This is a genomic window from Bacillus australimaris (assembly GCF_001307105.1).
Classification (GTDB): Bacteria; Bacillota; Bacilli; order Bacillales; family Bacillaceae; genus Bacillus; species Bacillus australimaris.
This window is the reverse complement of sequence record NZ_LGYN01000023.1, coordinates 78,714-92,876: the sequence shown is the minus strand read 5'-3', so window position 1 is coordinate 92,876 and position 14,163 is coordinate 78,714. Positions and strand designations below refer to the sequence as shown.

Below are 14,163 nucleotides of genomic sequence, written 5' to 3'. Positions count from 1 at the left end.
GAGAGGGTTGTTTGAGTGAAAAAGCAAAAACATTCATGCTGAAAAGCATTCACTACGTGACTCTTGTTGGTTTATTTATATTGATCATTCCAGCTGGAATCAACCCAGTATTTTTTTACATTGGGATTATTTTATTTGGCATCCACCTTTTTGTAAACGTTATAGACAGTTCTTTAAGCAAAGTCAAAATATCAATAGCATTGATTATTAGTTTTACTCTCATATTACTTGGCCTTTTTAAAATATTTTTTTGAAAAGATTTTCATTCGTTCAGTAGCTCTTTTGATAAAGGGCTTTTTTTGTTAGGATAGAAAAAATGCGTGTAGGAAGGATCTGATGGAATGAAGAGGCTTCGGCGATTACAAAAGGGCGATAAGATTGGTATATTTTCACCTTCAAGTCCTGCATCAGCGACCTCGCCTCTTAGGTATGAGCGAGCGAAGAAGTGGCTTGAGCAAAAAGGATTCATTGTGATCCCAGGATCATTAACAGGGAAAGAGGATCACTACCGTTCAGGCACAATTCAAGAACGGGCGGATGAGCTGAATGAGCTGATGGCTAGAGAGGACTTGGCGTGCGTCATGTCGATGATTGGCGGGACAAATTCAAACAGCATGCTGCCTTATCTTGATTTTGAGCTGCTGAATCAACATCCGAAAATCATGATCGGCTATTCAGATGCGACAGCGATTCTTTTAGCTGCCTACGAAAAAACGGGACTGCCTGTTTTTTACGGGCCGGCGCTTGTTCCTTCCTTTGGTGAGTTTGAACCGTTTGTCACTTATACATATCAGTCATTTGAGAACATCTTGATGTCCCCTCAAACCATTCCTTATCAGATTGAAAAACCGCCTTTTTGGACAGATGAACGAATCAATTGGGAAGAAAAGACAGGGGATAAAGAGCAGCGTCCGAACGATTGGCTGTGCATCATAGAGGGACAGGCAGAGGGCAGATTGATTGGCGGAAACCTAAATGCTATGTACGGTATATGGGGAAGTGAGTTTATGCCAGCTATTCAAAACGGAGACATCCTCCTTATTGAAGATTGCATGAAAACCGCATCAGTTGTAGAAAAGAATTTCTCTTTATTGAAAGTAAATGGAGTATTTGAACGGGTATCAGGCATCCTTTTAGGAAAACATGAGCTATTTGATGATGAGGGTACGGGCAAAGAGCCTTACGAGATTTTACTTGAGGTGCTCGGAGAGACAAAAAGACCGATCATCGCCGATTTTGACTGTGCCCATACACACCCGATGCTTACCATGCCAATCGGGGCAAAAGTGAAAATGGATGCAGCTTCTAAACAAGTTTGGCTGACAAAAGAGTGGATATAAAAAAGAGCGGCCTGGGGCTGCTCTTTTTTATGAAACCTTTTCTTTTTCAAACGGCTGAAGGAGATCCTGTGCTTTTTTCCCCTCCACGACAATTAAGTAATCTGAATCTAAATGAGTGAGCCTAAAGGTTTCAAGCTCTACGATGTTCTTAATGTTGCACATTGTTTTTTTAGAATATACGTATAAACGATGCTGAGCCTGCTGGCACTTTTCATAAAGAGAAATAAGCCTATGTAAATTCAACGCTTTAGCAGCGATTCGGATTGAATAGATTTGAGACATCTTCATATCCTCCTGTTAATTACTTTCTCACAATAGCTTTGTTACCCCTATTTGCACAAAGGTAAACCTTTCTCTATGATTTCCACTCAATGGTTCCTCCGCCTGTTCGTTTATTGCCTCTTATCGCAGAGAGCTCTTCGACTAGACGAAGCAGAGCCTGATCCTTTAATTTTGCTTCAATCATAAAATCGACATCACGGCCATACGGTTTTAATGCTTGAAAAAGAGGTAAGACAAAGGCCATATCTACTCCATCTGCATGACTGCGTAGGGCTTTTTCTGATTTAGGTGAAGATAAGTGAATTTTGGGCGGAATGCCAGTGTTCGTCCAACTGTCGAACATTCTAGGCAGGATGTCATCAAGCGCGGCATCGTCATCTTTGTTTGCTATGTGATGATGGTAATCAAAAACAAATGGAATGTCATGCTTTTCACATACGCCGAGCGTTTCCAGCGCTGTATACGTTTTGTCATCATTCTCAAGCGTCATTCTCATCTTGATATGAGCCGGAAGCTGTTTGATATTTTCATCAAAGCGTTGAAGAGCTGATTCTTTATCACCATACGCACCGCCCACATGAATGTTCATATAGCCATCCTTTTCGAGCTTCATCGCCTCAAGCATCTGATAATGGTACGTCATATCGATGACAGCATTTTCAGTGATTGATGGTTTTGGGCTGGTAAACAAGGTGAATTGATTCGGGTGAAAGCTTACCCGTAATCCGTGCCGTTTCACCAGCTTGCCGATCTCGAGAAATTCTTTGTGAAAAGGTGTCACGAAGTCCCAGCGCACCTCGGGATGGGTCGCAAGCGGGACAATCGAGCTTGAAAAACGATAAAGTGGGATATCATGGGCAATGGCGAAATAGAGCGTTCTTAATGTATTCACGAGATTGGCCTTCGTTGTTCGTAATAAAGCCTCTTTTCTCTCTTCCTTTGACAGCTTGCTGTATCTTGCGAAGGTCAGCGACTTGGCAGGTGACGCTTCCCACAAGGTGACGGCATTGGATACATAACCAAATCGATAACGCATAGGTCATCTCCTTTATAAAAAATACGAAAACATGGCGGCAACCCACTCAAGCGGCCGTGTGAAAAGGGGACGCTTTGACAATGTTTCTTCTGTCATGATCTCAGACACTTCGATATGTTCCCGAATCTTTTCCTCTACGTGTGCAGTAAAGGCTGGATTGTCAATGGCCACATCTACTTCTTCATTTAAAAACAAGCTGCGTTTATCAAAATTGGCGGTACTGATCATACAGCGATTCTGATCAATTAGAATGGCTTTCGAATGATAAAAACCTTTATAAAAACGATAAACAAGGCATCCAGAGGCAATGAGGTCTTTCAAATAGTGAAAACCAGCCTCTTTCACAAGTGGATGATCTGCTTTCATTGGAATGATGATTTCAACAGTGACGCCCCGTTTTCGTGCATCAAGCAGTGCGTTCAGAAGAGGGGCGGATGGAATAAAATAAGGCGTACAGATGATGATCTGTTTTTTCGCCTGCTGAATATCTTTGAGAAATAAAGCTTCTAAAGAAAAACCAGCGGTCGCGCGTGTCGTGCATTGTAATGTTCCCGGTTCCAATGCAGGAAAAACCTCATATTGCAGTTGATGAATGCCGGACGATCGGTACAAATCATTCAAAAACACATGCTGGAGGTCTGCGACAACCTGTCCTGTCATGCGTAAATGATAATCCTTCCAAATGCCAAATCTGCCTTTCTTCCCAACATACTCATCACCAATATTAAATCCGCCAATATAGCCGATCTTCCCATCAATCACCGTGATTTTACGATGGTTTCTCATATTTAAACGATAAATCAAAAAAGGGAAACGAGGCTTATTGAGAAAGTAAAATTGAATGCCGCTTCTTTCTAACATATCAATCGACTTTTGATCAAATGAATAGGAGCCTAATCGGTCTGTCAGCAAAAAGACGGAAACGCCTTGTTCCGCTTTGGCCTTCAGTGCTTGTAAGACCCTTTGACCAATCTTGTCGTTCTTTACAATAAAGAACATCATATGAATAGAAGAAGAGGCCTGCTCAATATCAATGAGCAGCTGATCAAATAGTGGTTCGCCATCATGATAAAAGGCGGCATCACCGCTGGTTTGGTCAAAAGTTCGTTCGAAAGCGTGAGTAGAAAAGTACTTCTTTCCCATATAAAGGTCTAACAGTACGAGCAAAACGATGGCGATGAGTACGAGTAGGATGATCAATGCGATCATAAAGCTTCCTCCTTTTTTGCATATTTCAATAGTGTACCCAAACGCGTAAAAAATATTGACTGAATACTCATTCATTATTTATGATAGAGGTACAACATGGAAACGGAACAAAGAGGGTTTTGGGGAATGAAAGGGGGAGCAAGATGAATAGCCTTTTAATGATCAACTTGATCGCATTTGCGGCGGTGACCGCTTACGCTGTGTATTTGTTTGTTTATCTCATTCGAACACGAGCGGCGTATATTCGTCTTGGTAAAAAAGAAGAATTCCAACAAGACATGAAGAAACGCTTAGAGCGTGTCTGGATCAATGTATTTGGGCAAAAGAAGCTGTTGAAGGACAAGAAGAGCGGTATCATTCATGTGCTGTTTTTCTACGGATTTATCCTTGTACAGTTCGGAGCGCTTGATTTTATTTTGAAGGGACTGATTCCAGACAGCGGGCTTCCTTTAGGACCGCTGTACGGCGTCTTTACCTTTTTCCAAGAGGTGGTCACACTTCTCATTTTAGTGGCTGTTGTATGGGCTTTTCATAGAAGATATGTGGAGAAGCTTGTCCGTTTAAAACGAGGCTTCAAATCAGGTCTCGTCCTTTTATTTATTGGCGGCTTGATGCTGACAGTCTTACTAGGAAACGGCATGAACATCATCTGGCATGGACACTCTCTATCGCTATCAGAGCCAATTGCTTCTGGTATTGCTTTCTTGCTGGGCGGAATATCACCTCTTGCCGCTACGATTGTTTTTTATGCCGCATGGTGGGTGCATCTTCTTATTTTGCTGACATTCTTAGTCTATGTTCCGCAGTCAAAGCACGCTCATCTGATTGCAGGGCCGGTGAATGTATTTGTCAGCAGATTAGATCCGCCAGGAAAGCTGCAAAAAATCGATTTTGAAGATGAGACACAAGAGACCTTCGGTGTGGGAAAAATTGAAGACTTCCGTCAGTCACAGCTGATCGACCTTTACGCCTGTGTGGAATGCGGGCGCTGCACGAATATGTGCCCAGCAACAGGGACAGGGAAGATGCTGTCTCCAATGGATTTGATTTTAAGGCTAAGAGATCATTTAACGAATAAAGGGGCTGCTATTACATCGAAGACACCTTGGGTCCCGCAGCTTGCCTTCAAGCAGACAACAGGAAACCAGCTGGCGCTGCAGGCGAGAGGAGCAGGTGCAGAAGAATCGGCCGCAAGCTCTATATATCATTCTTCTCTTATTGGCGAAGTCATTACAGAAGAAGAAATTTGGGCATGTACGACATGCCGAAACTGTGAAGACCAATGCCCTGTCATGAATGAACATGTTGATAAGATTATTGATATGCGCAGATATCTTGTGCTGACCGAAGGAAAAATGGATGCGGATGCACAGCGTGCCATGACAAGCATTGAGCGCCAAGGGAACCCGTGGGGGTTGAACCGAAAAGAAAGAGAAAATTGGCGAGAACTGAGAGAAGATGTGCATGTGCCAACAGTGAAAGAGCTGAAAAAAGCAGAGCAACCCTTTGATTATTTATTCTGGGTTGGTTCAATGGGGGCATATGACAATCGCAGCCAAAAAATTGCGCTTGCCTTTGCAAAGCTTCTTAACGAAGCAGGGGTATCCTTTGCCATCCTGGGCAATAAAGAGAAAAACTCAGGAGATACACCAAGAAGACTCGGAAACGAATTTTTATTCCAAGAGCTTGCCGCAAAGAACATTGAAGAATTTCAGAAAAACGGTGTCAAAAAGATCGTCACAATTGATCCGCACGCCTATAACTTATTTAAAAATGAGTATCCAGACTTCGGGCTTGAGGCAGAAGTGTACCATCATACAGAGTTACTGGCAGAGCTGGTGAAAGAAGGGAAAATAACGCCTGTACATGAAGTGAACGAGGTAATTACCTTCCACGACTCTTGCTACCTAGGCAGATATAACGAGGTGTATGACCCGCCAAGAGACATTTTAAAAGCCATTCCTGGTGTGACGCTGAAGGAAATGGAGCGCCATCGTGAAACCGGTATGTGCTGCGGAGCAGGCGGGGGCTTAATGTGGATGGAAGAAGAGACAGGTACACGGATTAACACTGCACGAACGGAGCAGGCGTTACAGGTGCAGCCATCCATCATCAGCTCAGGATGTCCTTATTGCTTAACGATGCTGGGAGATGGAACGAAGGCGAAGGAAGTAGAGGACCAAATTGGCACATTTGACGTCGCAGAACTTCTTGAAAAATCAGTGTTTGGTGAGGCAGGAAAGCAGGTGTCGTAAACAAGACAGGCCGATGAATAGGATATTCATCGGCTTATATATGGCGCTGTCCCATCAGTTGCCTAATTGATATGTAAGCGGTAACAAACAGGGAGGGAACATACATGAGTACGACAGTCATTGTATCTGGAGCAAGAACACCATTTGGAAAATTGGGCGGAGCGCTCAGTAGTTTGACTGCCGCAGAACTAGGCGGTATAGCGATCAAGGCTGCACTAGAAAGTGTATCTGGATCGCATGAAGTAGATGAGGTCATTATGGGAAGTGTGTTGCAAGGAGGGCAAGGTCAGATTCCTTCAAGACAGGCTGCAAGATATGCTGATCTTCCATGGTCTGTACCAACACAAACCATCAATAAAGTCTGTGCATCAGGCATGCGCAGTGTGACCGCAGCAGATCAAATCATTCGAGCAGGAGATGCTGAGGTCATCGTAGCGGGTGGTATGGAATCCATGTCTCACGCTCCTTATTTGCTGAAAAAAGCCAGATGGGGCTACAAAATGGGTGATGGTGCAGTTCAAGATGCGATGATGTTAGATGGATTAACCTGTTCATTTACAGGCGTTCATATGGGTGGATATGGGAGCATGGCTGCAAAGGAACTTAACATCACGCGAGAAGAGCAAGACCTGTGGGCACTCAGAAGTCATGAACGAGCTATTGAAGCGCAGAAAAACGGTTTTTTTCAACATGAAATCACATCCGTCCCAGTCAAGACAAAAACGGGAGAACGACTCATCACAGAAGATGAATCTCTGCGGCGTGATACGTCATATGAACGGCTGTCAAAGCTCATGCCTGTTTTTGATCAAACGGGCACCATCACCGCTGGTAATGCACCAGGTGTCAATGATGGAGCAAGTGCGCTTCTTTTAATGAAAGACACTTATGCTGTGCAGCATGACGTAAAGCCAATGGCTGTCATGCTTGGTCATACTCAGGTTGCCTTAGAGGCGAAGGATTTCCCGAAAACACCAGCCTTTGCAATCGAGAAGCTTTTAAAGAAAACAGGAAAGCGTTTAGAGGATATCGATTTGTTTGAAATCAATGAGGCTTTTGCAGCTGTGGCTCTTGCATGTGAAAAAATAACTGGGCTCGACCGGCGGAAATTGAATATCAACGGAGGGGCGGTCGCACTGGGCCATCCGATTGGGGCAAGCGGAACACGTGTGATATTGACATTGGTTCATGCATTAAGACACAGAGGCGGAGGCATTGGCATTGCGGCGATCTGCAGTGGAGGCGGTCAAGGAGATGCCATCATGATAAAGGTAGACTAAAAGGGAGGCGTTTATTGTCATGAGTACAGAAGAGACCGTTATGGTCGTTGGAGCTGGTCAAATGGGCTCAGGCATTGCTCAAGTGTTTGCACAGTCAGGCTATACAGTCCTGCTCCATGATGCCGCAGAACAGCAGATTCATCGAGCTATTTCCTCCATGACCAAACAACTGACGAAGCGGGCAGAAAAAGGAAAACTACCACATCAGGCAGTCCGAGATATCACGCAGCGGCTTGCCGTTTCCACAGATTTAAAAGACGTTCAGCAGGCTCATTTAGTGATTGAAGCTGCATCTGAACAAATGAGTGTGAAAAAACAAATCTTTGAAACCCTCGATCAATTTGCAGAGCAGCAGACGATATTTGCGACAAACACGTCTTCCTTGTCCATCACAGAATTAGCGGCTGTGACGAGCAGGCCGGAGAAAGTGATAGGCATGCATTTTATGAATCCGGTTCCTGTTATGAAACTCGTTGAGGTCATTCGAGCGCTGCAAACAAGTGATGACACGTATCGAGTTGTTTGTGAAACGGCGAAGACTTTAAATAAAACCCCAATAGAAGTAGAGGACTTCCCGGGGTTTGTATCAAATCGCATATTGATGCCAATGATCAATGAGGCCATTTACACCCTTTATGAAGGCGTAGCAGATGCGGAAAGCATTGATGGTGTCATGACGCTTGGGATGAATCACCCTATGGGGCCGCTTCGTCTAGCTGATTTCATCGGACTAGATACATGTCTATTTATTATGAATACCCTTCACGAGGGCCTTGGAGACAGCAAATACCGACCTTGTCCTCTTTTGAAAAAATACGTGAATGCAGGCTGGCTGGGCAAAAAGACAAAGAGAGGTTTTTACACATACCACGACCACTCATAGGGGGAGTCAAGATGGATGTATTGCTTACAGATAAACAGCGTCTCTGGAAAGAACAGACAGCAGAATTTGCACGCCAGCGTGTGTTCCCCGAAGTGGAAGCCATGGAACAAGGCCATTTCCCGCGTGCCCTCTTAGGTGAAATGGGACGGCAAGGCTTTCTAGGGATTCCGATACCAGCTTCGTATCAAGGTGCAGGAGCAGATTTTACAACGTATATCATCACGATTCATGAATTATCGAAAGTGAGTGCGGCCATCGGTGTCATTGTATCCGTTCATACATCTGTTGTGACAATGCCTATTTTGACTTTTGGAACAAAGGAACAAAAAGAATCCTATGTCCCGCTGCTTGCATCTGGGCAGAAGCTTGGAGCCTTTTGCCTGACTGAACCGAAGGCTGGATCAGATGCCTCCAGTATTCAGTTAAGAGCAGAGCGGGAGGGCGGCGAGTATGTGTTAAATGGGACAAAAATCTTTATCACAAGCGGCGGAAAAGCGGAACTGTATCTTGTCTTTGCAGTAACAGACCCGACTTCTGCGAGAAAAAATATATCGGCGTTCATTGTTGAGAAAGATACGCCGGGATTTACGATTGGAAAAGATGAGAAAAAGATGGGACTGCACGGTTCAAAAACAGTCACGCTTCATTTTGATGGCGTGCGGATTCCAAAAGATCAGCTGCTCGGTGCAGAAGGAGAGGGCTTTCAAATTGCCATGTCCAGCTTAAATGCGGGGAGAATCGGAATCGCGGCACAAAGCCTTGGCATTGCAGAAGCCGCATTAACCGAGGCAGTGACCTATTTAAAGCAGCATCCAGCAGGTCTTGAAACGACCATTCGACTGGGCGATTTGGCGGCGAAGCTTGAGGCGGCCAAGCTGCTCGTCTATCAAGCCGCTTCTTACAAAGAGGCGAATCGTCCAGTCACAAAGGAAGCATCAATGGCAAAGCTATTTGCGTCAAAAACGGCGGTTGAGATCAGTACAGAAGCGATTCATTTGCTAGGCATAGATGGTTATACGAATCGTTATCAGGCAGAACGTTACTTTCGTGATGCGAAAATTTGTGAAATCTATGAAGGAACAAGTGAAATTCAGAGGCTGGTCATTTGTAAACAGCTAATATGAAATGAGGTGGCTCGTGATGCAGTTCCAATTAAGTGACGAACATGAAATGATTCAAAAAATGGTGAGAGACTTTGCGAAAAATGAAGTGGAGCCAACAGCAGCAGAGCGAGACGAAACAGAGACATATGATCCAACTATTTTTCACAAAATGGCGGAGCTCGGTTTAACGGGTATCCCTTGGCCGGAGGAGGCAGGCGGAATTGGCAGTGACTATTTAGCCTACGTCATAGCAGTTGAGGAGCTTTCAAGAGTGTGCGCATCTACAGGTGTCACCTTGTCCGCTCATACATCTCTCGCCTCATGGCCAATCTATACATTCGGATCAGATGAACAAAAGGAGACCTATTTAAAGCCGCTTGCAGAAGGGCGGAAGATAGGAGCATATGCTCTTACTGAGAGCGGTTCTGGTTCAGATGCCGGTGGAATGAAGACAACGGCTGTAAAGGCAGGCAGTGATTACGTCCTGAACGGTGCGAAAATCTTTATTACAAATGGAGGCATTGCAGATTATTATATTGTGTTTGCCGTGACAGACCAAGAAACTGCATCTCGAAATACGACCGCTTTTATTGTCGAAAAGGACACACCAGGCTTCTCGGTTGGCAAAAAGGAAAGCAAGCTCGGGATACGTTCATCGCCAACGACTGAAATTCGATTTGAAGATTGCCGAATTCATGAAAGAAACCGGCTTGGTCAAGAGGGAGAAGGATTTAAAATAGCCATGATGACGCTCGATGGCGGTAGAAACGGCATTGCTGCACAGGCTGTTGGGATTGCACAAGGCGCTCTTGATGCGGCAGTTCAGTATGCCAAGGAGCGTAAACAATTTGGCAAACCAATCATTCAGCAGCAGGGGATCGCCTTTAAGCTGGCCGATATGGCAACAGCGATTGAAGCATCAAGGCTGCTCACCTATCAGGCAGCATGGCTCGAAACGAAAGGGCTGCCGTATGGAAAGGAATCAGCCATGTCCAAGCTCTTTGCTGGTGATACAGCCATGAAGGTAACAACAGAAGCGGTTCAAATCTTCGGCGGGTACGGATACACAAAGGATTACCCAGTCGAACGATACATGCGTGATGCGAAAATCACTCAAATTTATGAAGGAACACAGGAAATCCAGCGTCTGGTCATCTCGCGGAAATTGCTAGATATGTAGAGAACAAGCAAAGACCACCTAAATGTGAGGTGGTCTGTTTTGGTTTTGTTTCATTCAGTTTTCAAATTTGAGGCGATTTCCAATATTGATCCATATGATCATGGCATTATGTTAAAATTGGAAAAAATAAATATGGAGGTAATGATGATGGCCATCTTAGCATTAGTAACTCTAGTTATTTGGATGATGGTTTACACCGAGCTTTCAAAATCTTCAAAGGAAGAGGAGAAAGAAAACAGCCGCAGAAAATTAATTGTGCTAACGTCTGCAGGTACTTTATTTACCATACCTGTCGTCATATCGTTCATTCAACATATCCAAATTTGAAATAAATCCTAGTTCAGTGATTTCATCAAAAAGAAAGACAAAAAAGCACATAAAATGTGTACACCACATAAGAACAAGTCCAATTCGTTACAAAAGATTGGCTTTAACAAACTCCCTACGAGAAAAAATCAAAAATTAACATCGATAAAGGTGGCATAAACTCCCCTAATTTGTTTATAATGAGAGGTATGGTTTGTCGTAAGAATAAGGTATAAATACTTATTATTTCACTGATAAATGGATACATACATGTAATAGAAAGGGAGTGTCTGACCTTGAGTTTGAAAGAATACTCACAGGAACAGCTCAAACAAATGTCTTTAGTTGAACTTGCATATGAAATTTTCAGAGACAGCAAAACACCCATTACGTTTTCCGAGTTAATAGATGAAATTGTCCGTTTGCAAGGAATACAAAAATCTGATCTTGATGATCGACTTGCTCAATTTTATACAGACTTAAATATAGATGGCCGCTTTATTTCGTTAGGTGATCAGAGATGGGGACTTCGCAGCTGGTATCCAGTTGATCAAATCGAAGAAGAAGTTCAGCCAGCTGTGAAAACAAAAGCGAAAAAGAAAAAATCAAAAGCAGCTGTCGTTGAAGAAGACTTCGATGAGATCGAAGAGGAAGATGAAATCGACGAGCTTGAAGAAGACCTTGATCTTGTTGAAGATGACGATGATCTTGACCTAGATGATGATGAAGAAATTGACGAAGAAATTGAAGACTTCGACGAAGATGATGATGAAGATGATGACGGCTTAACGGAAATCGATGAAGACGATTTAGACGATGAAGAGGAAGACAAATAACCCTCTCAAATCGGTCCTCAAAACAGGACAAAACCGTCTTGACTTTCGAGAGCGAACTATGTAGTATGTATTTTGGGCTCTCTAAAAAAGAGTACGTAAAGATACGTTCATTTACGCTCCCTTTCATTTATTTGAAAGGGAGCTTTCTTATTTTTCAAGAGATTTAGGGATACACTCTAAAAAGGATGAAGCTGTGCATGTCTAGTCATGCAAGGGTAAAAAAAGAGAGGAGCATACGAATGACAAAGTATATTTTTGTAACAGGAGGAGTTGTTTCCTCACTTGGGAAAGGGATTACGGCTGCGTCGTTAGGCCGCCTTCTAAAAAATAGAGGAATGGATGTCACCATTCAAAAATTCGATCCATACATCAACGTAGACCCAGGGACAATGAGCCCATACCAGCACGGTGAGGTATTTGTCACAGATGACGGTGCTGAAACAGACCTTGACTTAGGTCACTACGAACGTTTCATTGACATTAACTTAAATAAGTACAGTAACGTGACAACGGGTAAAATCTACTCTACTGTTTTGAAGAAAGAGCGCCGCGGCGACTACTTAGGCGGAACAGTACAGGTGATTCCCCACATTACAAATGAAATCAAAGACCGCGTGTACCGTGCCGGAAAAGAAACGGGTGCAGATGTGGTCATTACAGAAATCGGTGGAACAGTAGGAGACATCGAATCCCTTCCATTCCTTGAAGCGATTCGTCAAATGAAGAGTGACATCGGCCGTGAAAACGTGATGTACATTCATTGTACCCTCGTTCCTTACATCCGTGCAGCTGGTGAATTAAAAACAAAACCAACACAGCATAGTGTAAAAGAACTTCGCAGCCTTGGTATTCAGCCAAACGTCATTGTGGTCAGAACTGAAATGCCATTGGCACAAGACATGAAGGACAAAATTGCGCTATTCTGTGATATTGATACAAAAGCTGTAATCGAATGTCAGGATGCAGACACGCTTTACTCCATTCCGCTTGATTTACAAAAACAAGGACTAGACAAGCTAGTATGTGAACATATGAAACTTGACTGCCAAGATGCGGATATGACGGAGTGGACAGCACTTGTCGATAAAGTGCAAAATCTTTCAAAACAAGTCACAATTGGTCTTGTTGGGAAATATGTTGAGCTGCAAGATGCTTATATTTCAGTTGTTGAATCTCTTCGTCATGCAGGCTATGCATTCGATGCAGATGTTCAAATCAAATGGATCAATGCAGAAGAAGTGACAGCAGAGAATATCGCTGATTTCACTCAAGATGTAGACGGCATTATTGTTCCTGGAGGCTTCGGCGACCGCGGAGTAGAAGGGAAAATCATTGCCACACAATATGCTCGTGAAAACAAAGTGCCATTCTTCGGAATCTGCCTGGGAATGCAAGTTGCATCTATCGAATATGCGAGAAACGTACTAGGCCTTGAGGGAGCTCATTCAGCGGAAATTGATCCGGAAACAGCATTCCCAATCATTGACCTTCTTCCAGAACAGAAGGATGTAGATGATCTAGGCGGAACACTTCGTCTTGGTCTATACCCTTGTAAATTAAACGAAGACTCAAAAGCATATGCCGCATACAATGACGAAGTGGTCTACGAACGCCACCGTCATCGCTATGAGTTTAATAACGAATTCAGACAGCAAATGGAAGCAGCAGGCTTTGTCTTCTCTGGTACAAGCCCAGACGGACGTCTTGTTGAAATTATTGAGTTAAAGGATCACCCATGGTTCCTAGCTTCTCAGTTCCACCCAGAATTCATTTCAAGACCGACAAGACCACAGCCATTATTTAGAGATTTCGTTGGTGCTTCACTTCAAGCATCTGAATCAAAATAAAACAAAAAACTGCCGAGAATATCATCTTCTCGGCAGTTTTTTTATTCATATTCCTCTACGATTTCTTTCACAGTAAACGATAGAGCGTGGTAGACATATAAGCAGGTCATTAAAGCAGGATAACCAAACCTTGTTCCATCTTCAGCGGGAACAAGCGGTTTTTTGAGCTGGAAATCAATGTGGACATCACAATGCTCTTCAATCATTGACGGCTCCTTTTGTGCTGGCCCGACGCCTACAACGGGTGTTCCTTGTTCGTGCAGATCTTTTACAAGTGATTGAATCTCCTGATCTTCTGGATCTGAATAAAATAACAGCACCCTGTCACTTGGATGAAGTAAGCTGCGCTCCTTTTGATCGAGCGGCAAAACTTTTGCACCTGGAAATGGCTCCTTGCTTTCAGATGCCTCCAGGGCGACAGCAGCCAATTCATTTTTTCCATGAAAATATACCGCATGTCCACTGACCACGGCCTGTGCAAGAAGGCGTGCACCGTCCTCAATCGCTTCAGTCTGCTTTTCTCCAATACGTGAAAAAATACCTGATAACTGGGTCGTAAAAATTTTTAACAAGACTCATTTCCTCCTTCGGTCAGATCATTTTATA

The 14,163-nt window shown here is 43.6% G+C and carries 14 protein-coding genes; 10 read left to right on the top strand and 4 right to left on the bottom strand.

What is annotated here, in order from left to right; all coding sequences use genetic code 11:
• The first annotated feature begins 11 nt into the window (after positions 1-11).
• Positions 12-254 carry a hypothetical protein gene (locus AKG37_RS09840; protein WP_060698642.1) on the top strand — a complete coding sequence of 81 codons (243 nt, stop codon included), beginning with the start codon at positions 12-14 and terminating at the stop codon, positions 252-254.
• Between the two features lie 87 nt (positions 255-341).
• Positions 342-1,340 carry a S66 family peptidase gene (locus AKG37_RS09835; RefSeq protein WP_060698641.1) on the top strand — a complete coding sequence of 333 codons (999 nt, stop codon included), beginning with the start codon at positions 342-344 and terminating at the stop codon, positions 1,338-1,340.
• 27 nt (positions 1,341-1,367) lie between these two features.
• Here AKG37_RS09835 and AKG37_RS09830 read toward each other — a convergent pair whose 3' ends face one another.
• From AKG37_RS09830 to cls, 3 genes are all read right to left on the bottom strand, one after another.
• Positions 1,368-1,622, bottom strand: a complete 255-nt coding sequence (locus tag AKG37_RS09830) for a hypothetical protein (RefSeq protein ID WP_060698640.1) — start codon at positions 1,620-1,622, stop codon at positions 1,368-1,370.
• A gap of 73 nt (positions 1,623-1,695) precedes the next feature.
• Positions 1,696-2,658, bottom strand: a complete 963-nt coding sequence (uvsE, locus tag AKG37_RS09825) for a UV DNA damage repair endonuclease UvsE (protein WP_060698639.1) — start codon at positions 2,656-2,658, stop codon at positions 1,696-1,698.
• Between the two features lie 12 nt (positions 2,659-2,670).
• Positions 2,671-3,867, bottom strand: coding sequence for a cardiolipin synthase (cls, locus tag AKG37_RS09820; protein WP_060698638.1), 1,197 nt, complete (start codon positions 3,865-3,867; stop codon positions 2,671-2,673).
• A 143-nt stretch (positions 3,868-4,010) separates the two neighbouring features.
• On the opposite strand from cls, the gene AKG37_RS09815 reads away from it, so the two are divergent.
• From AKG37_RS09815 to pyrG, 8 genes are all read left to right on the top strand, one after another.
• Positions 4,011-6,122, top strand: coding sequence for a heterodisulfide reductase-related iron-sulfur binding cluster (locus AKG37_RS09815; RefSeq protein WP_060698637.1), 2,112 nt, complete (start codon positions 4,011-4,013; stop codon positions 6,120-6,122).
• 104 nt (positions 6,123-6,226) lie between these two features.
• A complete protein-coding gene (locus tag AKG37_RS09810) occupies positions 6,227-7,402 on the top strand; it encodes an acetyl-CoA C-acetyltransferase (protein ID WP_060698636.1) in 1,176 nt (391 codons plus the stop codon).
• A gap of 19 nt (positions 7,403-7,421) precedes the next feature.
• On the top strand, positions 7,422-8,285 hold the full coding sequence (locus tag AKG37_RS09805; protein ID WP_060698635.1) for a 3-hydroxybutyryl-CoA dehydrogenase: 864 nt from the start codon (positions 7,422-7,424) through the stop codon (positions 8,283-8,285).
• Between the two features lie 11 nt (positions 8,286-8,296).
• Positions 8,297-9,409 carry an acyl-CoA dehydrogenase family protein gene (locus AKG37_RS09800; RefSeq protein ID WP_060698634.1) on the top strand — a complete coding sequence of 371 codons (1,113 nt, stop codon included), beginning with the start codon at positions 8,297-8,299 and terminating at the stop codon, positions 9,407-9,409.
• A gap of 16 nt (positions 9,410-9,425) precedes the next feature.
• A complete protein-coding gene (locus AKG37_RS09795; RefSeq protein WP_060698633.1) occupies positions 9,426-10,568 on the top strand; it encodes an acyl-CoA dehydrogenase in 1,143 nt (380 codons plus the stop codon).
• Between the two features lie 147 nt (positions 10,569-10,715).
• The gene (locus tag AKG37_RS09790; RefSeq protein ID WP_237697716.1) at positions 10,716-10,895 is read left to right on the top strand and encodes a hypothetical protein; all 180 of its coding nucleotides are present in this window, start codon (positions 10,716-10,718) and stop codon (positions 10,893-10,895) included.
• A gap of 275 nt (positions 10,896-11,170) precedes the next feature.
• Complete coding sequence (gene rpoE, locus AKG37_RS09785; RefSeq protein ID WP_060698632.1) at positions 11,171-11,710, top strand: DNA-directed RNA polymerase subunit delta; 540 nt, start codon at positions 11,171-11,173, stop codon at positions 11,708-11,710.
• Between the two features lie 239 nt (positions 11,711-11,949).
• A complete protein-coding gene (gene pyrG, locus AKG37_RS09780) occupies positions 11,950-13,557 on the top strand; it encodes a glutamine hydrolyzing CTP synthase (RefSeq protein ID WP_060698631.1) in 1,608 nt (535 codons plus the stop codon).
• A gap of 41 nt (positions 13,558-13,598) precedes the next feature.
• Here the strand turns inward: pyrG and AKG37_RS09775 are convergent, their stop codons facing one another.
• Positions 13,599-14,129, bottom strand: coding sequence for a DUF2529 domain-containing protein (locus AKG37_RS09775; RefSeq protein WP_060698630.1), 531 nt, complete (start codon positions 14,127-14,129; stop codon positions 13,599-13,601).
• Positions 14,130-14,163 lie beyond the last annotated feature (34 nt).